Origin of the sequence: Noviherbaspirillum saxi, assembly GCF_003591035.1 — a bacterium.
Lineage (GTDB): Bacteria > Pseudomonadota > Gammaproteobacteria > Burkholderiales > Burkholderiaceae_D > Noviherbaspirillum > Noviherbaspirillum saxi.
In genome coordinates this window covers 2655477-2681163 of the sequence record NZ_QYUO01000001.1, presented here as the reverse complement: position 1 = coordinate 2681163, position 25687 = coordinate 2655477, and the positions used below count along the sequence as shown (strand labels likewise).

The following is a 25687-nucleotide window of genomic DNA, read 5'->3' as shown; positions in this document are numbered from 1 at the left end:
GCAAGAATATTCGTTTATACGTTTGGGGGCTGTGCTTACGTACCGATACAAAAAAGGGCACCATCGCGGTGCCCGATTTCTCTACGGCGTCTTGCGCTGCCGATTTGCCTCAGTCGCAAAGAAACTCGAAGTCGCTGTTACTTACCCCAAGAATCCTTCAATGTCACGACGCGGTTGAATACCGGTTTGCCGGGTTGTGAATCCACGCGATCCGCAACGAAATAGCCATGCCGTTCAAACTGGAACTTCTGGTCCGGCAGCGCGGCTTTCATTCCGTGTTCCAGATACGCGGTGATCACTTCCTTCGCATTCGGATTCAATGCCAGCTTGAAGTCTTTTCCACCTGCATCCGGATGCGGATCGGTGAACAGCCGGTCGTACAGGCGCACCTGGGCTTCCAGCGCATGCGTCGCACTGACCCAGTGGATATTGCCCTTGACCTTGTAATTGTTCGCGCCTTCGGTGCCGCTCTTGCTGTCGGCGAAGTAATTGCAATGGACCGCGATCACCTTGCCGTCGGCATCCTTGTCGCAACCGGTGCATTCGACCACATAGCCATAGCGCAGACGTACCTTGTTGCCAGGGAAGAGCCGGAAATATCCCTTGCTCGGGGTTTCCATGAAGTCTTCGGCTTCGATCCACAATTCCTTGGTGATCGGGAAGTGGCGATGCCCACGGTCCGGATGATGCGGATGAACCGGGGCGCTGCATTCGTCGACCAGGTTGTCGGGGAAATTGTCAATGATGAGCTTCAAGGGGCGCAGCACCGCAGTCGCGCGCGGCGCTTTCTCATCGAGGTCGTCGCGCAGCGCGCCTTCCAGCGTGCTCATGTCGATCCAGCTGTCGGACTTGGCGACGCCGACGCGCTCGCAGAACAGTTGTACCGATTCCGGCGTAAAGCCGCGGCGGCGGATGCCGACGATGGTGGGCATGCGCGGATCGTCCCAGCCGTCGACGATGTTTTCATCGATCAGCTGGCGCAGCTTGCGCTTGCTGGTGATGGCATACGTCAGGTTCAGGCGGGCGAATTCCGTTTGGTCGGGCAGCGGACGCTTGAAGAAGCCGCCTTCCGCCGCGCGTTCAAGCACCCAGTCATAGAACGGCCGATGATCCTGGAATTCTAGTGTGCAGAATGAATGACTGATGTTCTCAATCGCATCTTCCAGAGGATGCGCATAGTCGTACATCGGATAGATGCACCATTTGTCGCCGGTGCGGTGATGGTGCGCATGGCGGATACGGTAGATGGCCGGATCGCGCATGTTCATGTTGGGCGAAGCCATGTCGATCTTGGCGCGCACGATATGTTCGCCATCCTTGAATTCGCCTGCCTTCATGCGACGGAACAGGTCCAGCGACTCTGTCGCCGGACGGTCGCGGAACGGCGAATTCTTGCCGGGTTCGCCGAAGTTGCCGCGATTTTTCGCCATGTCGTCGGCGCTCTGGCTGTCGACGTAAGCATGTCCAGCGGTGATCAGGTATTCGGCGATTTCATAGAACTTGTCAAAATAATCGCTGGCGAAATACAAATGTTCCCCGCTTTTATCCTTCCAGTCGAAGCCCAGCCACTTGACGGAATCGAGGATGGTGTCGACGTATTCCTGCTCTTCCTTGGTCGGGTTGGTATCGTCGAAACGCATATGGCAGCGCCCGCCGAAATCGCGCGCGATGCCGAAGTCGACGCAGATCGCCTTGGCATGGCCGATATGCAGGTAACCATTGGGTTCCGGCGGGAAACGGGTGACTACGGCGGGCAAAGGACGGCCCAGGGCATCGCTGCGGTTGGCATACTTGCCAGAAGCATTATCAGCTTCAATGATGCCGCGCAGGAAATTGGATGCTGGCGCATGCTCGGTCGCGGCGGCGGGTTTGCTGGTGTTCTTGGGATCGTTGCTCATGTGCTTCGCGAAATGCGTTGAAATGAATGGATTGATGGGCATTTTACCGTAGCGGGATAGAGCGGGGCGGGAGCGCAATGGTTTAAAAGGAAAGATGTTCAGGCTGAAGATGAATTCCTGCTCTTCCCCCATGCAATAAACATACAATCTAAATAATTAGGACAACGAAGTAAATTTGCTTATAATTCGGACATGCCAATATTTGACCGCATCAGTACGCCAATCGAATCGCGCATTGCCAACGGCTTTGCACGGATCAACACGGCCATGCGATCCAGGGCATGGTCGCAAGCCGCAGCGAACGGGCTTACGCCGACACAGGCCGATATCCTGAACCTGCTGGCTTCGCGCACGGCCTTGTTGCGTCTGTCGTCCGTTGCCGAGCAGCTCGCGATCACCGCGGCTACCGCTAGCGATGCGGTCAGCGCGCTGGTGACCAAAGGTTTGGTCGAAAAGACGCGCGCGGCCGACGATGGACGCGCCATCGCGTTGAAGCTGACCAAGTCCGGCGCGCGGCTCGCCGTCACTGTGGCGGACTGGAGCAGTTTTCTTGGCACAGCCGCGCAAACACTGGCGAGCGAAGAACAGGCCGTGCTGCTGAAGTTGATCGTCAAGATGATTCGCGAGTTGCAGGAACGGGGCGAAATTCCTGTCAACCGGATGTGCGCGACTTGCAAGTACTTCGGTCCGAACGAGGGCGACACTGCTCTTACGCCGCACTATTGTCACTTCGTGAAAGCACCCTTCGGTAATCAACATCTCCGCCTGGATTGCCCGGAGCATGAAGAAGCCGAGAAAACTGTTCAGTTCAGGAATTGGGCCACCTTTGCTGCAAGCTGAGTTTTATTTGGCTTATATGTTTAGGAGTCCTAATATGAATTGGAAAATAGGCAGACCCTTGAATGCGGTGGCGAGCATTGAAAGTCAAGGATATTCCCGAGGGCACACGATGAAAATTGCCGAAAACCTGGCCCGGCGTCCCTCTGCTGATCAACAGTTCCGGTTACGCACCCAAGTTCTCGGGCAACCCGCTGACTGCGCGCGCAATGATAGCGCGCATGCGCCGCTGCTCTGTGTCGTCAATGTATTCGATGTGGCGTCGGGCGATCTTTTTTCTCTGCCCGGCAAAGCCGAATAAACGGGGTATTGGAAAAGTTTGGCGACCACTCCAGTACCCCGACCCCTCAACCTGCACTAATGAAAAGGAGTAATGGCATTATGACCAGCAAAGCGATTTTCTACCACGCCGGCTGCTCGGTTTGCATCGAAGCGGAACAACAGTTTGTCGATGCGCTGGACCGAAACCGGTACAGCGTCGAAGTCGTGCATTTCGGTACTCAACGCGACCGGATTGCCGAAGCCGAACGTCTCGGCGTCAAATCGGTACCCGCGCTTGTCATCGATGGCAACGTTTTTCACATCAATTACGGTGCATCAATGGCTGACGTAAAAGGATAGCGGCGCTGTCAGCCGTCGGCGTTGCCCGCTGTTGCTGAGCGGGCAACGCGCGCAATCACTTCCCAGACCGCCTTGGGTTTCTCATAGCGGTCGATGATCATCTCTTGAATGGAAATACGCTCCCAGCCGGAACAAAACAGATGATCGATCGCTTCCCGGTCGAAGAAGCGCTTCGGCATGCCATCGACCAGATAATAATTCGGCGCAAGTGCAGGGTGACCGCTCGCGCCGTAGTGGACATCGGCAGTGGAATTCAGTCGGCATAGCAGCAAGGCGCCCGGCTTCATGCAACGCGCAATTTCATGCAGGATGTGCTCGGTGTGGGCCCATGCAAAGTAGTGTAGGCACAACGAGGCAATGACTGCGTCGAAGCGCTGTCCGGCAAAGGGCAAAGATTTCCGCAAATCATGGCGAACGTGTAGCGCTGCCGGTGCGGCTTGCACACATTGCGCCAATGCCTGGGTGGAAAGCTCGGTACAGATTACGTTGGCAAAGCCTTGCTTTATCAAAAAGGCGGTATCACCACCGGAGCCGCAACCAAGCTCCAGCAGCAGCGGCGGCTGCGCCGACGCCGCAAGCAAGGGTATCCATCGTTCCAGCCACTGATCTTTCTGCATCGCGACCGCCTACGCGCCACGCGGCGCAAACATGATGATCGCCATGCCTGCCAGCGACACCGATACACCCGCGATATCCCACCCGGTCGGGCGTATGCCGTCGACTGCCCATAACCAGGCGAGTGCGACGCTGATGTAGACGCCGCCATAAGCCGCATACACGCGTCCGGCGGCGTTTGGATGCAGCGTCAGCAGCCAGGCAAATAGCGCAAGGCTCAATGCGGCCGGCAACAACAGCCATGGTGTCGCACCTTGCTTGAGCCACAGATAGGGCAGATAGCAGCCAAGGATTTCCGCGAGCGCGGTCAGGATAAAAAGAAACAGGGTCTTTGCGGCAAGCATCGGTTCCTCATTGGTGCGGCAGCGCGTAGCAAAGAATGCGCGAGCCGGGGATTGGTATTACATTACCTGCGCATCATAACCCGGGAGCAATCCATGAAAATCAGACGCGAAGACCTGCAGGCAGCCGCCGATGCCGGCGTGCTCAACCCACTCGAGATCGATGGCTTGCTGGCATTTTTCAACCAGCATTATGCAAAGTCGCCGCAAGCATCTTCGGCGCGCTTTTCCGGTACCCATGTTTTGTATTACCTCGGCGGGATGCTGGCTATCGGTGCAGCCTCGCTGTTTGCAACGCTGGCGATCGAAGCGGCCGGCATGGGTGCATTGCTGGTGCTGTCGCTGCTGTACGCGGCCGGCGCATTGTGGCTGGCCGTCAGACTTGAGAAAAACGGATTTGTCATTCCCGCAGGCATCCTCGCGACGCTCTCGCTGGCACTGGTGCCGCTGGCCGTCTTTGCCCTTCAGCATCTGCTCGGTTTCTGGGCCGACGGCGAGCGCGCACAGCATTACCGCGACTATCACCGCTATATCGACTGGCGCTGGCTCGTCATGGAATTGTCGACGCTGGCGGCGGGCGCCGTCATGCTGTGGCGATTCCGCTATCCCTTCCTGATGATGCCGATTGCGGTAACGCTCTGGTATATGGGCATGGACATCGTGCCGGCCCTGATTCTGCAGAGCGGCGGCAATGAAAGCGACTGGTTCAGTGGTGCCGCATGGGAATTGCGCAAGGTGGTGTCGCTCGCATTCGGTGCGCTCATGCTGCTGCTGGCCTTTGCGGTCGATTTGCGTACGCGGCGCCATCAGGATTACGCGTACTGGCTCTATTTGTTCGGCTTGCTGACGTTTTGGGGTGCGCTGTCGCTGATGGGTTCCGGCCAACTCGCAGGCAAGCTGGTTTACCTGTGCATCAATTTCGTGCTGGTGTTCATCGGCGCACTGCTTGGACGCCGCATGTTTGCAGTATTCGGCGGTATCGGCATTGCCTTGGTGCTGGGGGATCTTTCTTGGCGCATGTTCAAGGACAGTCTGGCCTTTGTGCTGGTGCTGACCCTGCTCGGCTTCGGCTTGATCGGTTTGGGAGTGTGGTGGAGCAAGCATGAGGCGCGTATCTCGGCGCGTTTGCGCGGCTTCCTGCCACGCGATCTGCGTGAGCTGATCGAAGCGCGCCGGGCGTGAAGTGTGCTATTCATCGGATGTCAATGCGCCCACATCCAGCGAATCGACACAGCCGGATCCATTGGCTTTTTAACTATCGGTCGCTCGGATTTGACGGCGCGTAAATCAACTGAAATTCGCTGGTAAGCGCTTGATTTATATCTATTTGATGCTGCAGGAAACTCGTTTAAATACATGATGTAAACATATTGGTAATGTCTATGCACGACATGCCGCCTGATCGATTTTGTCCGCCTTGGCATCGCTAAGCCTTCTTGATTGCCAGGTCTCATGCGCGGATGTTGCACGCCATGCAGCGGACGTCGACCGCACCACGCCACCCATAATGCCGGTGGGAATATCGAAGGAGCGAGAATGACGATTCGACGCGAGGACCTGGTGGCCGCGGCCGCTCTAGGCTTGCTGCAATACAGGCAGATCGATCCGCTGCTGGTTTTCCTGCTGCAACGCGATGTGCACAAGAAGCGGCTTGCGCTTGCCGCCAGTGCACACGCACTGCGCTCGGGTCGCGCGCACATGATGCTGCCGTGGACCGTGATCGGGCTTGCACTGATGACAGCGGCCTTGCTTGCGACCCTGTTCACGACGAGCGCCGTGCAGTCGATGGGTGTAGGCGCACTCTTCTTCATTACGCTGTTTTATGCGCTGGGCGGTGTCGGCGTGTCGGCATGGTTCAAGCGCTACGGACTGGGCGGCCGTACCCGTGCCTCGCTCACGGTGCTGTTTACCGCGGCGCCTCTCGCGGTGTTCGCGTTGCAGCAGGTCTGAATCAGGCATATGTAAGGATTGCCAATCCCGCCAGACAAAGGGGCATGTCACTTCACCCGGAGCTGCCATGTCCCGCCTGGTTCTGCTACTTCCCTTGACTGCGAGCTGTCTGCTTGCCGCCGGCGCGGCACAGGCCGCGATGAGCTGCCGCGCCGAAAGTCCTGCCCACACCGTGGCGCTGCTGGAACTCTATACCTCTGAAGGCTGCAATAGCTGTCCGCCGGCCGATCGGTTTGTCAGCAATCTCGGTAGCATGGGGCGCGACAAGCTCGTTCCCTTATCGCTGCATGTCGATTACTGGGATTACATCGGCTGGAAGGATGTCTATGCCAAGCCTGCTTTCACCGAGCGGCAACGCTGGTTGACGGGATTGGCCGGCAGCCGGACCGTCTATACGCCGCAGATCTTTGTGGGCGGCGCGGAGCAGCGCGGATGGCGCGGCGGTGTGTCGAACCAAGTCCGGCGCACCAATGCGCAGCCGGCGCAGGCACGTATCAGCATGACGATAGGCCGTGTCTCGGCCAACACTCTGCCGCTGGTGATCGACGCACAGGCGCCGCGCGACAGCAAGCTGTTCGTGGCGCTCTATGAAAATGGCTTGACCAGCGAAGTGAAGGCTGGCGAAAACCGGGGCGTGACGCTGAAGCATGACTATGTGGTGCGTGACTGGATAGGCCCGCTTGCGATCAATGCCGAGGGCAGGCTGGCGATGCCGCGTATGCCGGTCATACCCGATGGCGCGGTGCCAGCCAAACTGGGTATAGCCGCCTTCGTGCAGGATGCGCGCGGAACCGTGTTGCAGGTGCTTGCGGCGGACTTGTGCCTGTAGGTTAGGACGGTATTAACAAATCTGCCTTATAGCTGCATTACATCTGTTTGAAGAGATGCGCATACACGCGGCTGACCGGCAGCATCTGTTCGTGGTTCTTCAGCTTGAGCGACAGCTTTCCGCTTTCGTCGCGTATTGCCGACTGGATGCAGTGTGCATTGACCACAGTGCCGCGATGCACCTGCCAGAACTGGCTGCCGTCCAGTTGAGGCAGCAATTCCTTCAGACTGGTGCGGATCAGCGATTCGCTCTCCGCAGTGACGACATTGACGTATTTGTCGGTCGCTTCGAAATAGAGGACCTCGTTTACCGGAATCAAGCGAATCTGGTTGCCGACCGCCGCGCGGATCATGCTCAGGCGTTCGCTCGCGACCGGCATGCCGGGCACCAGCGAACGCAACTGGCCGACGATGCGTTCCAGTTCCGCGTCGCGTTCAGCATGCTGCTGCAACCGTGCTTTCAGGCGCTCCACCGTCTTGCCCAGCCGCGCATCGCTGATCGGCTTGAGGACGTAGTCGGCGGCCGCCTGTTCAAATGCCTGCAATGCGTATTCATCATAGGCGGTGACGAATACGACCAATGGAAAGTGGCCTTCATCCGACCAGTCTTCGGCAAGCTCGTGCGCGGCTTCCAGGCCTGTCTTGCCGGGCATCTTGATGTCGAGAAAGAGTACATCCGGCTTTTGCGCCAGCGCTTCCTGCACCGCGCTTGCCCCGTTGTCGACCACCCCGCATACCTGCAGTTCCGGCCACAGGCGCTGCAAGGTTTGCTGCAAGGTGTAGGCAAGGATGGGTTCGTCTTCGGCAATCAATGCGCGTAACGGTGTCATAAGGGGATCCTCAATTCGGCAATCGCCCCGCACGGGACGTTGGGGCCAAGGAAAAATGTTGCCGCCTCGCCGTACAGCGCGCGCAGGCGCTCGCGGGTATTGGCGACGCCGAGACGGGTGCTTCGCTGGTCGGCCGGCGTCGCCCCGAGTCCCAGTCCGGTATCGCGTACGCGCAGAACTAGCATGTTCTGCTCGCGCAAGGCTTCCACTTCGATACGGCCGCCGCCCACCTTGGGTTCGACTCCGTGCTTGATCGCGTTTTCCACCAAGGGCTGCAGCAGCATCGGCGGAATGTTCAGGCCGTGCATTTCGTCCGGCAGTTGCAAATGATAGGACAGGCGGCTGCCCATGCGTACCTGCATCAGGCCAAGATAGGCGTCCATCAGCGAAAACTCGTGCGCAAGCGAGGTTTGTTCCGAGCGCGACGAAGCCAGCGTCGCCCGCAGGTATTGGATCAACTGATCCAGCATGTGCTGTGCACGCGCGGCATCGACCGCGATCAGCCCCTGCAGGTTGGCCAGTGTATTGAACAGCATGTGCGGCTCGATCTGCGCCTGCAGCATTTGCAGCTGCGCCTGCAAGGCTTGTTTCTCGATGGCGGCGGCGCGGGCCTTTTCTCCTGCCGCTTCGGCCTTGAAATGCTCGACCAGGCTGCGGTTCCAGAAAAACCAGGTGATGCCGCCGCAAACGATCACAAACAGCACCAGGAAGCCGACGACATTGTTGGCGCGCACGGCTTCGAAGTTTTCGCGCGGAATATCGAGCAGCCAGCTTGCAATGCCATTGCCCAGGTATTGGGAAGCGGGGAGCGAGGCAGCGAACAGGACCAGAAACGGTATGCGGGGCGGCTTCTCCAATCCCCACAGCAGCAGCCGTCCACCGTCGATGATGGTGACCATCAGTGTGCCTATGCACATCGAGATCACAAAGTTGATATAGAACGAACTATGTATCCGCATCACGAAGGTGATGAGCAGGGCGATCACGGTGTTGAACACCCACGTGATCGCCACATCGATGACAAAGCGGCGCAGACGCGGGTAGGTGCTCATCGCGGGTAACAGGGCAGTCTTCATTCAGGTCACGGCCGGTGTTTTCTCATTTCCTTTTCGATCAGCCGCTGCTTCCAGGCGGCACCCGGGCCATGCAGGAAAACGGCCAGGGCGTGGAATAGTAACCCGATTCCCCAGCCGAGCAACGGCCAGCCCGCCCAAAGCTTGTGCGGCACGATCAGAAAATTGAACAGCATAAGGCCGGTATTCACCGCCACATAAATGGTGGCATGGATAGCCAGGCCCATCTTGCGCTCGACATCGCGTTTTGCGGTCCGATATGCGTGGTTGTCATGCATGGTAAATCTCCATTTTTCAACACGATGAATGATTAAGGATCAGACCAGGCCGACCGCATGCCATACCAGGTAGCCGAGTTGGCGGCCGGGCAGCAGCGTAAAGGTGCCGGCCACGACCAGGCTGATATAGAGCGAGCGCATGCCGCGCTGGTGCGCGCGGATATTGCCTCGCATCACGGCGAAAATTGATGCGGCCAGTCCGGTCAGCGCGACGATCGACAGAATGTGAATCCAGGAATAGTGACCATGCGTCTTGATGGCGAACGAGGTGATGACGGCAATCAGCATCAGCACGACCCAGGTGCGGCCGAGCAGGCGGTGCAGGGAGGTTCCCTTTCTGGCGGCCAGCGCGGTGCCGCCGACGACGACCGCGCTTCCGGCGGCGATGGCATGGGTCAGGACGATGGGGGTAAGTGCCATGATGCGCTCCACAAAAACCGTTTCGATGGAGCCATTGTCGGCAGTTGCCGGGCTGGTTGGAACCTGTATGCGACGAAATGCCGAAGCAGGGGGTAAAACACCATAAATTCGGAGTAAAGCGCCGGAGTAAAGCGATGGACCGGATGGGGCGACAGCTAAAACCCTACCGCCTGACCGTCGCGCCGGCTGTCGCTGGCCGCCAAATAGCCGTCGGCGGTCTTCCAGACGAACTGGCCGGCACCGAAATCATGACGGCTGTCCGTGTGCGTATTGACGCGATGGCCGCGCACCGCCAGTTCCGCGGTGACGTCCGGCGGCATGGTGGATTCGATATCGACATCCAGTCCGCTATTGACTTTCCAGCGCGGCGCATCGCAGGCGGCCTGCGGTTGCTGCCCGTACGTCAGCATGCGGACCAGCGTCTGCAGATGCCCCTGCGGTTGCATGTTCGCACCCATTACCCCGAAGCTGAGCTGGGCCTGGCCATCCCGGGTCAGAAAGCCGGGAATGATGGTGTGGAAAGGCCGCTTGCCCGGCGCCACGCAGTTCGGATGGCCCGGTTCGAGTGAAAACCCGCGTCCGCGGTTATGCAGGCTGATGCCGGTTTCGGGCACCACCACGCCGGAACCGAAGCCATGGAAATTGGACTGGATGAAACTGATCATCATGCCGCTTTCATCGGCGGCGCTCAGGTAGACGGTTCCGCCCTGCGGCGGCTTGCCATGCGCGGGAGTACCGGCGCGCCGCAGGTCGATCCGGCGCGCGCGTTCTGCCAGGTAATTGTCGTCCAGCAGATCGGCGGGCCTGACCTCGGTCATCGCCCGCTGGTCGGCGACCCAGCGGTAGGTATCGGCAAAGGCAAGCTTGATCGCCTCGATCTGCAGATGGTGAAAGTCGGCCGAGTCCAGCCTGTAGCGGCCTATTTCAAGTTGCTCGACGATGCCGAGCGCAATCAGGGCGGTGATGCCCTGGCCGTTGGGCGGAATTTCATGCACGGTGTAACCACCGTAATCGCGAGAAATCGGCGTCATCCATTCGGGCGAAAAGGTGGCGAGGTCTTCCACGGTCAGTGCCGCATCATGCTGACGGGCATGCCAGGCCATGGCTTCGGCCAGTTCGCCGCGGTAAAACACTTCGCCATGGGTTTCGGCGATGCGGGTCAGGGTATGCGCGGCGGCGCCGAAGACAAAGTTTTCGCCGGTTCGGGGAGCCATGCCTCCCGGCATGAAGGCGCGTGCAAATCCCGGCTGGTCCTTCAACTGGGGAATCGCGCGCTCCCATTTCGACTGCACGACGGGAGCAATCATGTGGCCGCGCTCGGCCACGTCAATCGCGGGTTCGAACAACTCTGCGAATGGCAGCTTGCCGAATCGTTCGGACAGTTCGACCCAGCCTGCAACCATGCCCGGCACGGTGACGGTGTCCCAGCCGTAAGAGGGAATGCGGCCAGCGTGGCGCCGATGAAAATATTCCGGGGTCCATCCCTGCGGAGCCGGTCCCGAGGCATTCAGCCCGCGCAGCTGCTGGCCGTCCCACAACAGGGCGAATGCATCGCCGCCCAGTCCGCAAGATACGGGCTCGACTACCGTCAGCATCGCCGCGGCTGCAATCGCCGCATCCACCGCGTTGCCGCCGCGCAGCATCATGCGCAATCCCGCCTGCGCTGCGAGCGGATGGGAAGTCGACACCACGTTGCGCGCGAACAGCGGACTGCGCGTACCCGAATAAGGGTTGCTCCAGTTGAAGTCGACCATCGTTGCTCCCTGTTTAAGATCTTGCGGCGCGGGCTTGCATGCTCTTGTTATTGCCTCATGGTGGATCGGATACCGTGTGGCTCAGACCACGCGCTTGCTGCGTAATGCTTCAATCTGCTGATCGTTGCGGCCCAGCACGTCGCGCAGCACATCGTCGGTATGCTGCCCGAGCAGAGGCGGCGACATGTCGTGCTGGGGCGGGGTGGCCGACATTTTCATCGGGCTGCCGACCAGCTTGACGATGGCGCCGGTCGGATGCGGCAGGTCCACGCGCATTCCGCGCGCGACGACCTGGGGATTGTCGAACACTTCATCCAGATTGTTGATCGGCCCGCAGGGCACACCGGCGGCTTCCAGCGCATCGATCCATTGCTGCTTGGTCTTGGTCGCCACCATGTCGGCCAGCAAGGGCACCAGCGTATCGCGATGGCGCACGCGCATCGGATTGGTCGCGAAACGTTCGTCCGCTACCAGATCCGGCCGCCCGCCGGCTTCGACGAAGCGCCGGTACTGGCCGTCGTTGCCGACCGCTACGATGATATGTCCGTCGGACGTGGCAAAGGTTTGATACGGGACGATGTTGGGATGCGCATTGCCCCAGCGCCGCGGCGGATTGCCGCTGGCAAGGTAATTGGTATTCATGTTGGCCAGCATTGCCACCTGCACGTCGAGCAAGGCCATGTCAATGTACTGGCCTTCGCCGGTGCGGTCGCGGTGGGTCAGGGCGGCCATGACCGCGATCGTGGCGTACATGCCGGTCATCAGGTCAGAAATGGCGACGCCGGCCTTTTGCGGACCGCCGCCGGGCAAATCGTCGCGTTCGCCGGTAATCGACATGAAGCCGCCCATGCCCTGGATGATGAAGTCGTATCCGGCGCGCTGCGCATAGGGGCCGGTCTGTCCGAAGCCGGTGATCGAGCAATAGACAAGGTCGGGCTTTTCCTGCTTCAGCGATGCATAGTCGAGGCCGTACTTTTTCAGCTGGCCCACCTTGTAGTTTTCAAGCACGACATCCGATTGCCGCGCCAGTTCGCGCACGATCTGCTGCCCTTCGGGCGAGGCGATATCGAGTGTGATGGAGCGCTTGCCGCGATTGGCGGCCAGGTAATACGCCGCTTCGCTGGTGTCGTTTCCGTCTGCATCGCGCAAATAGGGTGGTCCCCAGGAACGGGTGTCGTCGCCGGCACCGGGGCGTTCCACCTTGATCACGTCGGCCCCCAGATCGGCCAGGTTTTGCGCACACCAGGGGCCCGCAAGCACGCGGGTCAGGTCGAGTACGCGGATATGTCCAAGTGCTTTCTTGCCAGGCAATGCAGTCATGTTCGCTGTGAGGTCGGGTAAGCGTCAAGGCGGGCGCTCGGTGAATCGGATGGCGATACTACAGCCTCATGCATCGTAGCATTGCGAGCCGTGCGGCAGCGCTCGAATGCACCGATGCTGCGATCGATTCTAACCGCATGCAAGCCAGCCCGCCGGCAGATAGCGTACGTCAGTTGCGTCCGCTGCGCGGCGCCGGCGGTATGCTGTCGTTGAGCTGGGGCCGGAACATCCGGTACTGGTCGCGTCCGGAGCGCTTGGCTTCGACCAGCGCAATATCGGCCTTTTTCATCAGCGTTTCGAGGTCGGTGCCGTCGAAGGGATACAGGGCGATGCCGACGCTGGCCGAGATCTGCACCTTTTGGCCACCTACCGAAAAGGCGCCGCGCATGGTGTCGACCAGTTGGGTTGCGATGTCGTCGGCGATGCGCATGTCGCTGAGATTGATCGCCAGCAGGACGAATTCGTCACCGCCGAGCCGCGCGATGATGTCGTTCTTGCGCACGACATTGCGCAGGCGCATGGCCGAGGCTTTCAACAATTCGTCGCCGATGTCCTTGCCGAGCGTGTCGTTGACTTCCTTGAAGCCGTCGAGGTCGATGAAGAAAGCGGCCAGCGTGTTGGCCTTGGTGGTCATCTTGGGGAAGATGTCCTTGGCCTGGTCGAGCAGGGAATCCCGGTTGGGCAGTCCGGTCAGCCGGTCGTGCCGGGCAAAATGCTTGGCCTGGGCTTCGATCCGCACTCGCTCGACTTCCTTGAGGATGAGCGCAATGACGCCAGCCACGGCTTCGGCAAATTCGGATTCGTCACGGCGCCATGCGCGCGCCTCGCCGACATGTGAAATCACGAGCACGCCGGAATCGCCATCGCCATGCTGCACGGGCATGGCGATCAGCGCCTTGACGGCATTGGCATGGAAGTATTCGCAGTAGACAGCCACCCGCGGATCCTGGTCGACATCTGTGACCACCAGCTGATGTTCGCTGCTCTGAACGCGCTGCAGCAACGGATGCAGGGAGGCGCCGGATGCGGTATTCAGCTGTTCCTCGACATAGTTTTGCCGCGTCTCGTCGTAGGCCAGCATGCAGCGCGTTTTTTCCGGATCGGCGTGAACATCCCAATAGGCGCAGCGATGCGTGCTCAGCGCCTTGACGGCCGACTTCAGGATCACTTTCAGCGCGGACGAAAAATTGGCGTGCGGATGCTGCGCGATGCGCAACAACCGGTTCAGGTAATGCAGCTGGCGTTTTTTTTCCGACTCCAGATCATGCTGGCGGTGCACATCGTCGGTGACGTCGCGTACATTAAGCAAGAACCCGCCAATCTCTTCCTGCGTCTGCAGATTGCGCACTTCGCCGACTACATGGCGATAGATGCCGTCGTGCCTGCGCAGTCTGAAGGAAACCGACAAGGCGTGTCCGTCGGGAGTGGACTGCCTGAGCGCCTCAAGCGCTCTTGGACGATCGTCGTCATGGATCAGACGGCCCAGGTCTGCGCTCTGCTCGCCGACCAGTTCGCGGTAGGAGCGGTTGGCGTAACGTACCGCGAAGTCGGGCGTGCAGACCGCGACCAGGTCCGGCAGATGGTCGGCCAGGTGCGGCATGTCGCTCAAGCCTTGCGCGGTTTCCTCCATTTCTTCCTGCGTCGTCGGCGCGACCGGCTGCAATACCCAAATCACGCAACCGGCATCGCTCAAGGTATCGATGCGGTTGGCAATGAGCAGGTAATGCTTCGGCATGCCGCCTTTTGTCTGCAGAAGCAGCCGGCTGCCGTCTTCGGTTTCGGTATGCGGCGTTCCTGCCGTATGGGCGACCAGTGTTTCGACCGGCTGGCCCGCCAATTCATCTTCCGTGAAGCCGAGCTGACCCGTCAATGTCGCATTGGCGTGCACAATGACGCCTTCCCGCAGGAACAGCAGGCCGGTATCAGCGCCGCCCAGCAGGTCGGAGAAGGCATGCCATTCCTCCGGAATGATGAAGGTGGATGTGTCGAACGGCGTGTTGTAGGAACTGTCAGAAGGCATGTCGGTGGTCGGATAACCGCTTCGCAGACGGCAGAAAACGGGATCGCCGATAGATTAACGATTGGCATTAGACTACGACTGGTTAGAGATCATTCCAAGACATAGATCAATCCATGTGGTTTTATCCGAAAATCATTGCTCATCGGGGCGGAGGCACCCTTGCTCCCGAGAACACCTTTGCCGGTTTGCGTTGCGGCCTGGAGCACGGTTTTCGTGCGGTAGAGTTCGATGTCATGTTATCTGCGGACAACATTCCGGTGCTGATACATGATCCGCAGTTTGGCCGCACCGTAAAGGGCAGCGGGCAGGTGGCGCTGACGCAGGCCGCTGAACTGACGTCAATGGACGCGGGAGCATGGTTTAACCCGGCATTCGCCGGCGAAACCGTACCGTTATACGAAGACGTCGTGGCTTTCTGCAAGGAAAACGGCATCTGGATGAACGTGGAAATCAAACCGGCACCCGGATTTGAAGCGATCACCGCGCAAGTGGTTGCCGAAACGACAAGTCGCCTGTTTGCGTCCGAACCCGGCAGAGAAGCGAGGCCTGCAGCACTACCCTTATTCTCTTCATTTTCTTTTGATGCCCTGGCCGAAGCAAAAATGGTGGCGCCTGGGATCCCACGCGGCTTTTTGCTCGATGAAATTCCGGCTGACTGGCTGGCACAATTGCGTGAGCTGGATGCCGTGGCTTTGCATACCAACCACAAAAAGCTGACCCCCGAACTCGCCGGCGCCATCAAGCAAGCCGGATACGGCCTGTTTTGCTATACCGTCAACGAACCGCAACGTGCGCGCGAGTTGCTGTCATGGGGCGTAGACGCGTTTTGCACCGACCGCATCGACCTGATCGGACCGGATTTTGCCGCCTGATCAGGGACTTCGTGGCCCACATTTGTCCTTCTGATGCGCCCGGCTTTCAGCTAGGGTTATCACGTATAATCAACGGTTTGCAAGCTTAACCCTAGTCGCCGCCGAACATGAAATCGTCTGAAATCCGCGAAAAATTCCTGAAGTATTTCGAATCCAAGGGCCACACCATCGTGGCATCGAGCCCGGTCGTGCCGGGCGACGACCCGACACTGCTGTTCACCAACGCCGGCATGAACCAGTTCAAGGACGTATTCCTGGGTTTCGACAAGCGTCCCTATACTCGCGCCACCACTTCCCAAAAGTGCATACGCGCCGGCGGCAAGCATAACGACCTGGAAAACGTCGGTTATACCGCACGCCACCATACCTTCTTTGAAATGCTGGGTAACTTCAGCTTCGGCGACTACTTCAAGCACGATGCGATCCAGTACGCATGGGAATTGCTGACCGGCGTCTTCAAGCTGCCGAAGGACAAGCTGTGGGTCACCGTGTATGCCGAGGATGACGAAGCCTACGAGATCTGGAACAAGACCGTCGGTGTGCCGGCCGAGCGTATCGTGCGCATTGGCGACAACAAGGGTGCGCGTTATGCATCCGACAATTTCTGGATGATGGGCGACACCGGGCCTTGCGGTCCGTGCACCGAGATTTTTTACGACCATGGTCCCGATGTGGCCGGCGGACCGCCCGGATCGCCTGACGAAGACGGCGATCGCTATATCGAAATCTGGAACAACGTGTTCATGCAGTTCAACCGCGACGAAGCGGGCGTGATGCACAAGCTGCCCAAGCCTAGCGTCGATACCGGCATGGGCCTGGAGCGCATTACGGCGGTGCTGCAGCATGTGCACAGCAATTACGAGATCGATACCTTCGCCAACCTGCTGGCGGCCGCGAAACAGGCGGTCGACGCCGCTGGCGGCGGCGATTGCGACAAGGATTCCCCGTCGCTCAAGGTCATCGCTGACCATATCCGCGCGTGCACCTTCACCGTTGTCGACGGCGTCATTCCAAGCAATGCGGGCCGCGGCTACGTATTGCGGCGCATTGCGCGCCGCGCGATCCGTCACGGCTACAAGCTGGGCGCGCGCAAGCCGTTTTTCCATTCGCTGGTTGCGGCCCTGGTCGCCGACATGGGCGAAGCCTATCCCGAATTGCGCCAGAACGAAAAGCGCGCAACCGATGTGCTCAAGCAGGAAGAGGAATCCTTTTTCCGCACCATCGCCAACGGCATGGAAATCCTGGAGCGCGCGCTCGGTTCCGGTGCGCAGCAGATCGACGGCGATACCGCATTCAAGCTGCACGATACCTATGGCTTCCCGGTCGATCTTACCGCTGACGTCTGCCGTGAGCGCGGCGTCACGGTCGATGAAGACCGCTTCAATGCCTTGCTCGACGAACAGCGCCAGCGTGCGCGTGAAGCCGGCAAGTTCAAGATGGCGCAGGGATTGGAGTACACCGGCGATCCGACCACTTTCCACGGTTATGAAAAGCTGATCCACGACACCGCGCGCGTTACGGCGATCTATGTCGACGGCACATCCAGGACCGAAGCCAACTCCGGCGACGATGCGGTGGTGGTGCTGGATCACACACCGTTTTACGCGGAGAGCGGCGGCCAGGTCGGCGACACTGGCGAACTTCGCAATGCGGCCGCGCGTTTCCTGGTCGACGACACGCTGAAGATCCAGGCCGATGTGTTCGGTCATCACGGACGCATCGTCGAAGGCACGATCAAGGTTGGCGACACCGTCAATGCCAAGGTCGATGCCGAAAAACGGGCGCGTACCGTGCGGAATCACAGCGCCACCCACCTGATGCACAAGGCACTGCGCGAAGTGCTGGGCGCACACGTGCAGCAGAAAGGCTCGCTGGTCAATGCCGAACGCACGCGCTTCGACTTCGCGCACAACGGTCCGATGACCCAGGAACAGATTCGCAAGGTCGAAGCCATCGTCAATGCCGAAATCCTGCAGAACCATGCAACCCAGGCGCGCGTGATGGCTATCGATGAAGCGCAAAAATCCGGCGCCATGATGTTGTTCGGCGAAAAGTACGGTGACGAGGTCCGTGTGCTCGAAATCGGTTCTAGCCGCGAATTGTGCGGCGGCACCCATGTGCAGCGCACCGGCGATATCGGTTTGTTCAAGGTTGTGGCCGAAGGCGGCGTTGCGGCCGGCGTGCGCCGTATTGAGGCGGTCACCGGTGAAAACGCACTGGCTTACCTGCAGTCGCTGGAATCCACGGTGAACAGCGTCGCGGGCACCCTGAAAGCGACGCCGGCTGAAATCAATGCCCGCGTCGGCAGCGTGCTCGACCAGGTCAGGACACTGGAGAAGGAACTGGCAGCGCTCAAGGGCAAGCTGGCGTCCAGCCAGGGCGATGAACTGGTGAGCAAGGCGGTCGATATCAACGGCATCAAGGTGCTGGCGGCGACGCTCAATGGCGCAGATGTGCCGGCATTGCGCGAAACCATGGACAAGCTGAAGGACAAGCTGAAAACCGCTGCCATCGTGCTGGCCGCAGTCAATGACGGCAAGGTCAGCCTGATTGCGGGTGTCACGCAGGACGCGACATCCAAGGTCAAGGCAGGCGAACTGGTCAATTTTGTCGCTCAGCAGGTGGGCGGCAAGGGCGGCGGTCGTGCCGACATGGCGCAGGCAGGCGGCACCGATCCGAGCGGCTTGTCGAAGGCGCTTGACGGCGTCAGTGCCTGGGTGCGCGAACGCGCCTGATAAGAGGAGCCAGCGTGGATTACCGATACTGTCCGATGTGCGCCGCACTGCTGGTTCAGCGGGCGGATACAGGCGAAGCCGGCAAGCTCCGGCTGGCTTGCCCCGACGGCCACTGGACGCATTGGGACAATCCGCTTCCGGTGGTGGCCGCGCTGGTCGAAGTCGAAGGCCGAATTCTTTTGGCGCGCAATGCAGCCTGGCCGGAAAAGGTATTTGCGCTGATCACCGGTTTCATGGAACGTGGCGAAACGCCCGAGCAGGGAGTCGCGCGCGAACTGAAAGAAGAAACCAATCTGGACGCCGACCAGGTCACTCTGATCGGCGTCTATGAGTTCATGCGCAAGAACGAACTCATCATTGCCTATCATGTAAAGGCTTCCGGTGACATTCGCTTGTCGGAAGAACTGGTCGATTATCGGCTGGTAGTGCCGGAAAAGCTGCGCCCATGGCGCGCCGGTACCGGCTATGCGATGGCCGACTGGATGCGCGCGCGCGGCTTACCGGTGGAATTTCTGGATTGGCCATCCACATAAAAGTAAAGTTTCTTGCCGGCTTGCTGCGACGCACCAACCATCCCATATTTAGGGTAGAATTTTTGGCATTACCCAATTCAGTCTTTCCTGAGAAAGCGACATGGAATTCCAAAAAGAGCTTGATGCTCGCGGACTAAATTGCCCGCTGCCTATCCTGAAGGCCAAAAAAGCCTTGGCGGAAATGAACAGCGGCGAAATTTTGCGTGTAGTGGCAACAGATCCCGGCTCCGTCCGCGACTTTCAGGCGTTTTCCCGCCAGACCGGCAACGAGCTGGTCGAGCATAGCGAAAACAACAAAGAATTCACGTTTTTCATGAAGCGCAAATAATGCTGATGCGGCGCATACCGTCTCGTAAGCATTGCATTATTCTCATCTTGTCACATCGCGCGGCTTTACTTTCCTTGAAGTAATTTAGCCGCGTTTTCCCTTGGTTTTTTGGATTTTTACTGTGATTTAGTGCATACTCTCTACCAATTAAAAGAACGGTCGTGCTAAATTCTGCATCGAGTCCAGTTCTCTTTATAATCACGGTTTGGTTTACGTTAACGTCAATTGTTTATTTTCAAAGGCAAAGCTATGAAAGTTTTGGTTCCAGTCAAGCGCGTGGTGGACTACAACGTCAAAGTCCGCGTGAAGTCCGACGGCAGCGGCGTCGATATCGCCAACGTCAAGATGTCGATGAATCCGTTCGATGAAATCGCGGTCGAAGAAGCGACCCGTCTGAAAGAAGGTGGCAAGGTCACCGAAGTCATCGCGGTGTCGTGCGGCGTGACGCAATGCCAGGAAACCCTGCGTACCGCGATGGCGATCGGCGCCGACCGCGGCATCCTGGTCGAGACCGATGTCGAATTGCAGCCGCTGGCGGTGGCCAAGCTGCTGAAAGCGGTGGCCGACAAGGAACAGCCGCAGTTGATCATCCTGGGCAAGCAAGCCATCGACGACGACTGCAACCAGACCGGCCAGATGCTGGCGGCGCTGCTGGGCTGGGGCCAAGCCACGTTCGCCTCCAAGGTCACGCTGGAAGATGGCAAGGCGACAGTGACGCGCGAAGTGGACGGCGGCCTGGAAACGGTGGCGCTGCAGTTGCCGGCGATCGTGACGACCGACCTGCGCCTGAACGAGCCGCGCTATGTGACGCTGCCCAACATCATGAAGGCCAAGAAGAAGCAGCTCGATACGTTCAAGCCCGCCGATCTGGGGGTGGATGTGACGCCGCGCCTGAAGACCTTGAAGGTCGCGGAACCGCCCAAGCGCTCGGCCGGCATCATGGTCAAGAGCGTCGAAGAGCTGGTGTCCAAGCTCAAGAACGAAGCCAAAGTCATTTAAGCGCGCGCGCCTTCACCCTATTCAGATCAGGAAACCATCATGACCGCACTCGTCATTGCTGAACACGATAACGCTTCGCTCAAGGGAAGCACCCTCCACACCATCACCGCGGCCGCCCAGTGCGGCGGCGAGGTCCATGTCCTCATCGCCGGTGCCAACTGCGGCGGCGCCGCCGAAGCCGCTTCCAAGATCGCCGGCGTGGCCAAGGTCCTGGTCGCCGATGCCGCGCATTTCGCCGAAGGCCTGGCCGAGAATGTCGCCGAACAGGCGCTCGCGATCGCTTCCGCGTATTCGCACATCCTGGCTCCGGCTACCGCGTATGGCAAGAACATCCTGCCGCGCGTAGCGGCCAAACTGGACGTTGGGCAAGTGTCGGAAATCACCAAGGTGATCTCCGCCGACACCTTCGAGCGCCCTTTCTATGCGGGTAATGCCATTGCCACCGTGCAGTCGGCGGATCCGGTCAAGGTCATCACCGTACGTACCACCGGCTTCGATGCGGCAGCCACCGGCGGTAACGCGGCGGTGGAAACCCTCACTGCAGCCGCTGATGCCGGCAAGTCGGCCTTCGTGTCGCGCGAAGTGGCCAAGTCCGACCGTCCGGAACTGACCGCTGCCAAGGTGATCGTGTCCGGCGGGCGCGGCATGGGTTCAAGCGACAACTTCAAGATCCTGGAGCCGCTGGCCGACAAGCTGGGTGCCGCCATGGGTGCGTCGCGCGCAGCGGTCGATGCGGGCTTTGTGCCGAACGACTGGCAGGTCGGCCAGACCGGCAAGATCGTGGCACCGCAGCTGTATATCGCGGTCGGTATTTCCGGTGCGATCCAGCATCTGGCCGGCATGAAGGATTCGAAGACCATCGTGGCCATCAACAAGGATCCGGAAGCGCCGATTTTCTCGGTGGCGGACTACGGCATCGTCGGCGACCTGTTCGAACTGGTGCCGCAACTGGTGAACGAACTGGGTTAAGCCACAAGACTGCAGGGCGGGAGGCGTTAGTGCGTCTTCGGTTCTGCCAAGAAATAAATGAAAATACCGGGTAGGCATGCCGGGTTTGTCGCGAAGCTGACAGGAAAATTTCCCAAGCTTCGTCATACTGCCCGCCATCCTGCCCTTCTTTTTTGGAGACTGAAATGAGCTACGTCGCCCCGTTGAAAGACATGCTGTTCGTGATCAACGAACTCGCGGGCCTGTCCGAAGTGAATACCTTGCCTGGCTGTGAAGATGCGAGCCCGGAAACCGTTGAAGCGGTTCTGGAAGAAAACGCGAAATTCTGCAGTGAGGTGGTTGCACCACTCAACGTTGCGGGCGACAAGGAGCCCAGTTTCTGGCAGGAAGGCAAGGTCACGACGACCAAAGGCTTCAAGGAAGCTTTCAAAGCGTTTGGTGAAGCAGGCTGGCAAGGCGTGCAGCACCCTGTCGAGTTCGGCGGACAAGGTTTGCCGAAGCTGGTGGCGACACCCTGTATCGAAATGCTGAATTCCGCCAATCTCTCGTTTGCCTTGTGCCCATTGCTCACCGATGGCGCGATCGAAGCCTTGATGACCGCAGGCACCGACGAGCAGAAAAAGATTTACCTTGAAAACCTGATTTCCGGCAAATGGACCGGCACCATGAACCTGACCGAGCCGCAAGCCGGATCGGATCTCGCGCTGGTGCGTAGCCGTGCCGTGCCGCAGGGCGACGGCACTTACAAGATCTCGGGTACCAAGATTTTCATCACCTATGGCGAACACGATATGGCCGAGAATATCGTCCATCTGGTGCTGGCGCGTACGCCGGATGCACCGGAGGGCGTAAAGGGAATTTCCCTGTTCGTCGTGCCGAAATTCCTGGTCAATGCCGATGGTTCTCTGGGCGAGCGCAATGACGTGCATTGCGTATCGATTGAACACAAGCTCGGGATCAAGGCCAGCCCTACAGCGGTCCTGCAATTCGGCGATCATGGCGGCGCTATCGGCACGCTGGTCGGCGAAGAAAATCGTGGCCTCGAATACATGTTCATCATGATGAACGCAGCCCGATTCGCGGTCGGCATGCAAGGTATCGGCGTTGCGGAGCGTGCCTATCAGAAGGCCGTGCAGTATGCACGCGACCGCGTGCAATCGCGTGACCTGGCCGGCTCCAGCGGCCCGGTGGCGATCATTCATCATCCGGACGTGCGGCGCATGCTGATGTCGATGCGGGCGCATACCGAGGCAGCGCGCGCATTGTCCTACGTGACCGCTGCGGCCCACGACGCGGCGCATCACCATCCGGACGCTGCCGTCCGCAAGATCAATCAGGAGTTTTACGAGTACATGGTTCCGGTAGTCAAGGGATGGTCGACGGAAATGTCGATCAATGTTGCCTCGGACGGCGTGCAGGTGCATGGTGGCATGGGTTTCATCGAAGAGACAGGCGCCGCGCAGCATTACCGCGATGCACGCATCCTGACGATCTACGAAGGTACGACCGCGATCCAGGCCAACGACCTGGTAGGACGCAAGACTGTGCGCGACGGCGGTGCAACCGCGAAGGGCGTCCTGGCACAGGTGCGTCGCACCGAAGAAGAATTGGCTGCCTACACCTCGGGCGATCTGGCGGCAATCCGGAATCAGCTTGCGGCCGGTTCCCGTGCGCTGGAAGAAGTCGTCGACTATGTCGCCGGCAATATGAAGGCTGATATCAAGGGCGTGTTCGCTGGCAGCGTGCTTTACCTGAAGATGGCAGGCGTGGTTCTTGGTGGCTGGCAGATGGCGCGTGCGGCATTGGTTGCACAGCGCAAGCTCGACGCCGGCGACGGCGATGTCAAGTTTTTCCAGGCAAAGATCGCTACCGCACGCTTCTTCGCCGATCATATTCTCTCGCAGGCTTCCGGATACCGCGTCGCGATCGTTGATGGCAGCGCCGGTGTCATGGCTATCGCGGAAGAGCAATTCTGATCGAAGCGTAACACTTGATGTAGCGCTAAAAGGCAGCCTGCGGGTTGCCTTTATTGTTTGCAGTCAGTGAACTCCCGGCGTTTTTGCCGATCTGCTCAGAGAGAGCCAGTAGATGAAATTTGCTCTTGCCGGGTAATCGATTGTGCAATGGTGTTTCTGATCGGGAGGCGATCATGAAACGGTGGTTGGCCAAACTAATGCTACTTGCCGGATTGGCTGGTCCATGGTGCATCAGCGCTGTGGCGGTCGATGCGATCACAACAGCGGACGCGATTGCAATTCATGAAACTGTGCAATCGCAACTGGAAGCGCTGTCCAACGATGATGCCGATCTCGCATTCCAGTTGACGACATCTGAAAAGCGCATGCAGATCGGCAGTCCAGACAAGTTTCTCAAGCTGATCAAGGAACAGTACAATCCGATCTACCGCTATCAGCGCGTCATCTTCTCAACTCCTGAAGTAATCGACGGCGACGCGATCCAGATGGTGCGTATCACCGATGGCTACAGCAAGGTGTGGGTGGCCGTTTTCTGGATGCAGGAAGACGAAAACAGCCATTGGAAAATCGATGGCTGCCAGTTGCTGGAAACAACCAGCATTTCCATCTGACTTGTCAAAGCGCACCAAAGCAAACGGCAGGCAATAACCCGACGCCCGAAAGGGATAATGCGATCCAGATCAACCGTCCTCAACATAGCATGAAGGACGCGTGCAGACGCCCTTTGCGGTGCTTGATGCAGACGGTAGACCTGCCTATAACAAAGCGTGACGCCGGATCGGTGTGACGAGCGATATCGCAAAAGCCGTTGAAGCGTCGCACCGGCATTTCTTCGAATGCCAGCAACCTATCTCCAAGGAGGTGCATACCATGGGACGCAAATTTATCGACTGCCGCGAATTTCCAAGCGACACATCTTGCTCGGTTGCCATTGCTGCTGACACCGATCAGGAATTGCTGGAAGCTGCCGTGCAGCACGCCGTTGCAGTGCACAAGCATGAAGACACACCGGAATTCCGGCAGCAGATCAAATCGATGTTCAAGGATGGAACGCCGCCGGTGGACCGGCCTTTGAGCCACGCGCTATGAACGGAGCGTAGTGACCTGATGGCGCAGGTCAGCCATAAGCGCCGCCGGTAAACAGCAGATCGAAGGTGCGGGCGATAGCTGCAATCAAGGCTGTTGCCCCGCCGGCGAAAGTCAACACAACCAGAATGATTACCAGCCAACCCGAGTTCGATTGACGGCCGGAGTTGGCATTATGTTGTGCATCCCATTTCTCGTCTGGCGTCAGGCCAATAATCAGTGCCCCGATAAATCCGGCAAATATGGATAGCGGAAACAGTACAAGGTGAAGCCATGCCCACTTGTCTTTTTTGCCATGGAGATAAAAGCGGTGCGCGCCGAAGCTGCCAAAAAAGGTGGCGAGGAAGGTGGCGAGCGTCTTGTTCTTGTGTTGGTTCATAACTGGTAAAGCATTGCACATCTGCCAAGCAGTCTACGTTTCCTGCAGGCCATGACTGTGTGGTGGAATGCGATTGAATAGGGTTATATCGGACGACGCGTAGTGTGCATGAGGCCGGGCATCAAAGCAACGTCGAAGGAAAACACTTTCCGAGCTTGCTGGGGTGTTTAAAAACACGCTATAATTCCCGGCTTTTTCCGCCCTCGAACAATTTTTGGAAGCAGATTATGGTCGTTATTCGTTTATCCCGCGCCGGCGCCAAGAAGCGCCCCTTCTTCAATATCGTTGCAACCGATTCCCGTAACCGTCGTGACGGCCGTTTCATCGAGCGTCTTGGCTTCTACAATCCGGTCGCCGCAGGCAAGGATGAAGGTTTCCGCATCACTCAAGATCGTCTCGCTTACTGGCAAGGCGTTGGCGCACAACTGTCCCCGACCGTTGCACGCCTGGTGAAAGAAGCTGGCAGCAAGGCCGCAGCTTAATTGTCAGAGAACACCGCTTCGGGGATCGCAATCCCTGATGATCTGGTGCTGGTTGCTCATGTGACCGGTGCCTTTGGTATCCAAGGCTGGATCAAGATCAAGCCTTACTCGTCCGACGCAGACGCATTGCTGCATGCGCGGACGTGGTGGATCGACAAGCCATTCATGCGTGATGTCGACATGATGCAGGCAAAGACCCACGGTGATGATGTGGTTGCCCAGTTGATGGGTGTGGCCGACCGAAATGCGGCCGAAGCGCTCAAGGGTGCAACCATTCAGGTGCGTCGCAGCCATTTTCCGGCTCTGTCGGATGGCGAGTTCTACTGGATTGATCTGATCGGTTTGGAAGTCGAGAACCTGCAAGGCGAAAGCCTTGGCAAGGTGGCCGATTTGATGGACAACGGTGCGCATCCCATCCTGAGAGTGACTGCACCTGCACCTGCGGCTGTGGAAGGCGAAAGGCCGAAGGAATGGCTGATTCCCTTTGTTGATCAGTTTGTAAAGACGGTTGATCAGACTGCAGGAAAGATCACGGTGGACTGGGGCCTGGACTTCTAGTCGCTA

28 protein-coding genes are annotated in these 25687 nt (G+C 58.8%); 17 read left to right on the top strand and 11 right to left on the bottom strand.

Going from position 1 to position 25687, the window contains the following annotated elements:
• Positions 1 to 137: 137 nt before the first annotated feature.
• Complete coding sequence (locus tag D3871_RS12610) at positions 138 to 1898, bottom strand: glutamine--tRNA ligase/YqeY domain fusion protein (protein ID WP_119770050.1); 1761 nt, start codon at positions 1896 to 1898, stop codon at positions 138 to 140.
• A 192-nt stretch (positions 1899 to 2090) separates the two neighbouring features.
• On the opposite strand from D3871_RS12610, the gene D3871_RS12605 reads away from it, so the two are divergent.
• The 3 genes from D3871_RS12605 to D3871_RS12595 all read left to right on the top strand — a co-directional run bounded on the left by D3871_RS12605 (position 2091) and on the right by D3871_RS12595 (position 3356).
• Positions 2091 to 2738 (top strand): MarR family winged helix-turn-helix transcriptional regulator, encoded by a 648-nt coding sequence (locus D3871_RS12605; protein WP_119769208.1) that lies wholly within the window; start codon positions 2091 to 2093, stop codon positions 2736 to 2738.
• Between the two features lie 109 nt (positions 2739 to 2847).
• Positions 2848 to 3036 carry a hypothetical protein gene (locus tag D3871_RS12600; protein ID WP_119769207.1) on the top strand — a complete coding sequence of 63 codons (189 nt, stop codon included), beginning with the start codon at positions 2848 to 2850 and terminating at the stop codon, positions 3034 to 3036.
• Between the two features lie 80 nt (positions 3037 to 3116).
• Positions 3117 to 3356: a thioredoxin family protein gene (locus D3871_RS12595; protein WP_119769206.1), complete on the top strand. Its 240-nt coding sequence runs from the start codon at positions 3117 to 3119 to the stop codon at positions 3354 to 3356.
• An 8-nt stretch (positions 3357 to 3364) separates the two neighbouring features.
• Here the strand turns inward: D3871_RS12595 and D3871_RS12590 are convergent, their stop codons facing one another.
• Positions 3365 to 3973 (bottom strand): class I SAM-dependent methyltransferase, encoded by a 609-nt coding sequence (locus D3871_RS12590; protein WP_119769205.1) that lies wholly within the window; start codon positions 3971 to 3973, stop codon positions 3365 to 3367.
• Between the two features lie 9 nt (positions 3974 to 3982).
• Positions 3983 to 4315: a YnfA family protein gene (locus D3871_RS12585; protein WP_119769204.1), complete on the bottom strand. Its 333-nt coding sequence runs from the start codon at positions 4313 to 4315 to the stop codon at positions 3983 to 3985.
• Positions 4316 to 4408: 93 nt separating this feature from the next.
• Here D3871_RS12585 and D3871_RS12580 point away from each other — a divergent pair, with 93 nt between their 5' ends.
• The 3 genes from D3871_RS12580 to D3871_RS12575 all read left to right on the top strand — a co-directional run bounded on the left by D3871_RS12580 (position 4409) and on the right by D3871_RS12575 (position 7091).
• On the top strand, positions 4409 to 5494 hold the full coding sequence (locus tag D3871_RS12580; protein ID WP_119769203.1) for a V-type ATP synthase subunit I domain-containing protein: 1086 nt from the start codon (positions 4409 to 4411) through the stop codon (positions 5492 to 5494).
• Between the two features lie 354 nt (positions 5495 to 5848).
• A complete protein-coding gene (locus D3871_RS30215) occupies positions 5849 to 6262 on the top strand; it encodes a hypothetical protein (RefSeq protein WP_158597929.1) in 414 nt (137 codons plus the stop codon).
• Between the two features lie 67 nt (positions 6263 to 6329).
• Positions 6330 to 7091 (top strand): DUF1223 domain-containing protein, encoded by a 762-nt coding sequence (locus tag D3871_RS12575; RefSeq protein WP_158597928.1) that lies wholly within the window; start codon positions 6330 to 6332, stop codon positions 7089 to 7091.
• A gap of 37 nt (positions 7092 to 7128) precedes the next feature.
• Here D3871_RS12575 and D3871_RS12570 read toward each other — a convergent pair whose 3' ends face one another.
• The 7 genes from D3871_RS12570 to D3871_RS12540 all read right to left on the bottom strand — a co-directional run bounded on the left by D3871_RS12570 (position 7129) and on the right by D3871_RS12540 (position 14785).
• Positions 7129 to 7920: a LytR/AlgR family response regulator transcription factor gene (locus D3871_RS12570; RefSeq protein WP_119769201.1), complete on the bottom strand. Its 792-nt coding sequence runs from the start codon at positions 7918 to 7920 to the stop codon at positions 7129 to 7131.
• Positions 7917 to 8996 carry a sensor histidine kinase gene (locus D3871_RS12565; protein WP_233575593.1) on the bottom strand — a complete coding sequence of 360 codons (1080 nt, stop codon included), beginning with the start codon at positions 8994 to 8996 and terminating at the stop codon, positions 7917 to 7919. Before D3871_RS12565 ends, D3871_RS12570 begins: the two co-directional genes overlap by 4 nt.
• A 5-nt stretch (positions 8997 to 9001) precedes the next feature.
• Positions 9002 to 9271: a 2TM domain-containing protein gene (locus D3871_RS12560; RefSeq protein WP_119769200.1), complete on the bottom strand. Its 270-nt coding sequence runs from the start codon at positions 9269 to 9271 to the stop codon at positions 9002 to 9004.
• Between the two features lie 39 nt (positions 9272 to 9310).
• Positions 9311 to 9691: a DUF2306 domain-containing protein gene (locus D3871_RS12555; RefSeq protein WP_119769199.1), complete on the bottom strand. Its 381-nt coding sequence runs from the start codon at positions 9689 to 9691 to the stop codon at positions 9311 to 9313.
• Positions 9692 to 9846: 155 nt separating this feature from the next.
• Entirely contained in the window at positions 9847 to 11445 is a 1599-nt protein-coding gene (locus tag D3871_RS12550; RefSeq protein WP_119769198.1) for a gamma-glutamyltransferase family protein, read from the bottom strand.
• An 81-nt stretch (positions 11446 to 11526) separates the two neighbouring features.
• Positions 11527 to 12765, bottom strand: a complete 1239-nt coding sequence (locus tag D3871_RS12545) for a CaiB/BaiF CoA transferase family protein (RefSeq protein ID WP_119769197.1) — start codon at positions 12763 to 12765, stop codon at positions 11527 to 11529.
• A gap of 169 nt (positions 12766 to 12934) precedes the next feature.
• Entirely contained in the window at positions 12935 to 14785 is a 1851-nt protein-coding gene (locus tag D3871_RS12540; protein ID WP_119769196.1) for a diguanylate cyclase domain-containing protein, read from the bottom strand.
• Between the two features lie 113 nt (positions 14786 to 14898).
• Here D3871_RS12540 and ugpQ point away from each other — a divergent pair, with 113 nt between their 5' ends.
• The 9 genes from ugpQ to D3871_RS12495 all read left to right on the top strand — a co-directional run bounded on the left by ugpQ (position 14899) and on the right by D3871_RS12495 (position 24265).
• A complete protein-coding gene (ugpQ, locus tag D3871_RS12535) occupies positions 14899 to 15657 on the top strand; it encodes a glycerophosphodiester phosphodiesterase (RefSeq protein WP_119769195.1) in 759 nt (252 codons plus the stop codon).
• A gap of 107 nt (positions 15658 to 15764) precedes the next feature.
• Complete coding sequence (gene alaS, locus D3871_RS12530; protein WP_119769194.1) at positions 15765 to 18392, top strand: alanine--tRNA ligase; 2628 nt, start codon at positions 15765 to 15767, stop codon at positions 18390 to 18392.
• 35 nt (positions 18393 to 18427) lie between these two features.
• Positions 18428 to 18925, top strand: coding sequence for an NUDIX domain-containing protein (locus D3871_RS12525; RefSeq protein WP_119769193.1), 498 nt, complete (start codon positions 18428 to 18430; stop codon positions 18923 to 18925).
• A gap of 100 nt (positions 18926 to 19025) precedes the next feature.
• Complete coding sequence (locus D3871_RS12520) at positions 19026 to 19253, top strand: sulfurtransferase TusA family protein (protein WP_119769192.1); 228 nt, start codon at positions 19026 to 19028, stop codon at positions 19251 to 19253.
• A 249-nt stretch (positions 19254 to 19502) separates the two neighbouring features.
• On the top strand, positions 19503 to 20252 hold the full coding sequence (locus D3871_RS12515) for an electron transfer flavoprotein subunit beta/FixA family protein (RefSeq protein WP_119769191.1): 750 nt from the start codon (positions 19503 to 19505) through the stop codon (positions 20250 to 20252).
• 39 nt (positions 20253 to 20291) lie between these two features.
• Positions 20292 to 21221, top strand: a complete 930-nt coding sequence (locus D3871_RS12510) for an electron transfer flavoprotein subunit alpha/FixB family protein (RefSeq protein WP_119769190.1) — start codon at positions 20292 to 20294, stop codon at positions 21219 to 21221.
• A gap of 164 nt (positions 21222 to 21385) precedes the next feature.
• Positions 21386 to 23176 carry an acyl-CoA dehydrogenase gene (locus tag D3871_RS12505; protein WP_119769189.1) on the top strand — a complete coding sequence of 597 codons (1791 nt, stop codon included), beginning with the start codon at positions 21386 to 21388 and terminating at the stop codon, positions 23174 to 23176.
• Between the two features lie 173 nt (positions 23177 to 23349).
• Positions 23350 to 23787: a DUF4864 domain-containing protein gene (locus D3871_RS12500; protein ID WP_119769188.1), complete on the top strand. Its 438-nt coding sequence runs from the start codon at positions 23350 to 23352 to the stop codon at positions 23785 to 23787.
• Positions 23788 to 24046: 259 nt separating this feature from the next.
• Positions 24047 to 24265: a DUF1059 domain-containing protein gene (locus D3871_RS12495; protein ID WP_119770048.1), complete on the top strand. Its 219-nt coding sequence runs from the start codon at positions 24047 to 24049 to the stop codon at positions 24263 to 24265.
• A gap of 28 nt (positions 24266 to 24293) precedes the next feature.
• Here the strand turns inward: D3871_RS12495 and D3871_RS12490 are convergent, their stop codons facing one another.
• Complete coding sequence (locus D3871_RS12490) at positions 24294 to 24662, bottom strand: TM2 domain-containing protein (RefSeq protein ID WP_119769187.1); 369 nt, start codon at positions 24660 to 24662, stop codon at positions 24294 to 24296.
• A 206-nt stretch (positions 24663 to 24868) separates the two neighbouring features.
• Here D3871_RS12490 and rpsP point away from each other — a divergent pair, with 206 nt between their 5' ends.
• A complete protein-coding gene (rpsP, locus tag D3871_RS12485) occupies positions 24869 to 25123 on the top strand; it encodes a 30S ribosomal protein S16 (protein WP_119769186.1) in 255 nt (84 codons plus the stop codon).
• Complete coding sequence (rimM, locus tag D3871_RS12480) at positions 25124 to 25681, top strand: ribosome maturation factor RimM (protein WP_420799642.1); 558 nt, start codon at positions 25124 to 25126, stop codon at positions 25679 to 25681.
• Positions 25682 to 25687: the final 6 nt, after the last annotated feature.

What these genes read in the sequence shown, in the direction of transcription:
- D3871_RS12500 (WP_119769188.1), top strand. Translation starts at nt 23,350, where the DNA reads ATGAAACGGTGGTTGGCCAAACTAATGCTACTTGCCGGATTGGCTGGT.
- D3871_RS12570 (WP_119769201.1), bottom strand. Translation starts at nt 7,920, where the DNA reads ATGACACCGTTACGCGCATTGATTGCCGAAGACGAACCCATCCTTGCC.
- D3871_RS12515 (WP_119769191.1), top strand. Translation starts at nt 19,503, where the DNA reads ATGAAAGTTTTGGTTCCAGTCAAGCGCGTGGTGGACTACAACGTCAAA.
- D3871_RS12590 (WP_119769205.1), bottom strand. Translation starts at nt 3,973, where the DNA reads ATGCAGAAAGATCAGTGGCTGGAACGATGGATACCCTTGCTTGCGGCG.
- rpsP (WP_119769186.1), top strand. Translation starts at nt 24,869, where the DNA reads ATGGTCGTTATTCGTTTATCCCGCGCCGGCGCCAAGAAGCGCCCCTTC.
- D3871_RS12490 (WP_119769187.1), bottom strand. Translation starts at nt 24,662, where the DNA reads ATGTGCAATGCTTTACCAGTTATGAACCAACACAAGAACAAGACGCTC.
- D3871_RS12595 (WP_119769206.1), top strand. Translation starts at nt 3,117, where the DNA reads ATGACCAGCAAAGCGATTTTCTACCACGCCGGCTGCTCGGTTTGCATC.
- D3871_RS12545 (WP_119769197.1), bottom strand. Translation starts at nt 12,765, where the DNA reads ATGACTGCATTGCCTGGCAAGAAAGCACTTGGACATATCCGCGTACTC.
- D3871_RS12540 (WP_119769196.1), bottom strand. Translation starts at nt 14,785, where the DNA reads ATGCCTTCTGACAGTTCCTACAACACGCCGTTCGACACATCCACCTTC.
- ugpQ (WP_119769195.1), top strand. Translation starts at nt 14,899, where the DNA reads ATGTGGTTTTATCCGAAAATCATTGCTCATCGGGGCGGAGGCACCCTT.
- D3871_RS12510 (WP_119769190.1), top strand. Translation starts at nt 20,292, where the DNA reads ATGACCGCACTCGTCATTGCTGAACACGATAACGCTTCGCTCAAGGGA.
- D3871_RS12585 (WP_119769204.1), bottom strand. Translation starts at nt 4,315, where the DNA reads ATGCTTGCCGCAAAGACCCTGTTTCTTTTTATCCTGACCGCGCTCGCG.
- D3871_RS12505 (WP_119769189.1), top strand. Translation starts at nt 21,386, where the DNA reads ATGAGCTACGTCGCCCCGTTGAAAGACATGCTGTTCGTGATCAACGAA.
- D3871_RS12610 (WP_119770050.1), bottom strand. Translation starts at nt 1,898, where the DNA reads ATGAGCAACGATCCCAAGAACACCAGCAAACCCGCCGCCGCGACCGAG.
- D3871_RS12525 (WP_119769193.1), top strand. Translation starts at nt 18,428, where the DNA reads ATGTGCGCCGCACTGCTGGTTCAGCGGGCGGATACAGGCGAAGCCGGC.
- D3871_RS12575 (WP_158597928.1), top strand. Translation starts at nt 6,330, where the DNA reads ATGTCCCGCCTGGTTCTGCTACTTCCCTTGACTGCGAGCTGTCTGCTT.
- alaS (WP_119769194.1), top strand. Translation starts at nt 15,765, where the DNA reads ATGAAATCGTCTGAAATCCGCGAAAAATTCCTGAAGTATTTCGAATCC.
- D3871_RS12560 (WP_119769200.1), bottom strand. Translation starts at nt 9,271, where the DNA reads ATGCATGACAACCACGCATATCGGACCGCAAAACGCGATGTCGAGCGC.
- D3871_RS12580 (WP_119769203.1), top strand. Translation starts at nt 4,409, where the DNA reads ATGAAAATCAGACGCGAAGACCTGCAGGCAGCCGCCGATGCCGGCGTG.
- D3871_RS12520 (WP_119769192.1), top strand. Translation starts at nt 19,026, where the DNA reads ATGGAATTCCAAAAAGAGCTTGATGCTCGCGGACTAAATTGCCCGCTG.
- D3871_RS12605 (WP_119769208.1), top strand. Translation starts at nt 2,091, where the DNA reads ATGCCAATATTTGACCGCATCAGTACGCCAATCGAATCGCGCATTGCC.
- D3871_RS12550 (WP_119769198.1), bottom strand. Translation starts at nt 11,445, where the DNA reads ATGGTCGACTTCAACTGGAGCAACCCTTATTCGGGTACGCGCAGTCCG.
- D3871_RS30215 (WP_158597929.1), top strand. Translation starts at nt 5,849, where the DNA reads ATGACGATTCGACGCGAGGACCTGGTGGCCGCGGCCGCTCTAGGCTTG.
- D3871_RS12495 (WP_119770048.1), top strand. Translation starts at nt 24,047, where the DNA reads ATGGGACGCAAATTTATCGACTGCCGCGAATTTCCAAGCGACACATCT.
- D3871_RS12555 (WP_119769199.1), bottom strand. Translation starts at nt 9,691, where the DNA reads ATGGCACTTACCCCCATCGTCCTGACCCATGCCATCGCCGCCGGAAGC.
- D3871_RS12565 (WP_233575593.1), bottom strand. Translation starts at nt 8,996, where the DNA reads ATGAAGACTGCCCTGTTACCCGCGATGAGCACCTACCCGCGTCTGCGC.
- D3871_RS12600 (WP_119769207.1), top strand. Translation starts at nt 2,848, where the DNA reads ATGAAAATTGCCGAAAACCTGGCCCGGCGTCCCTCTGCTGATCAACAG.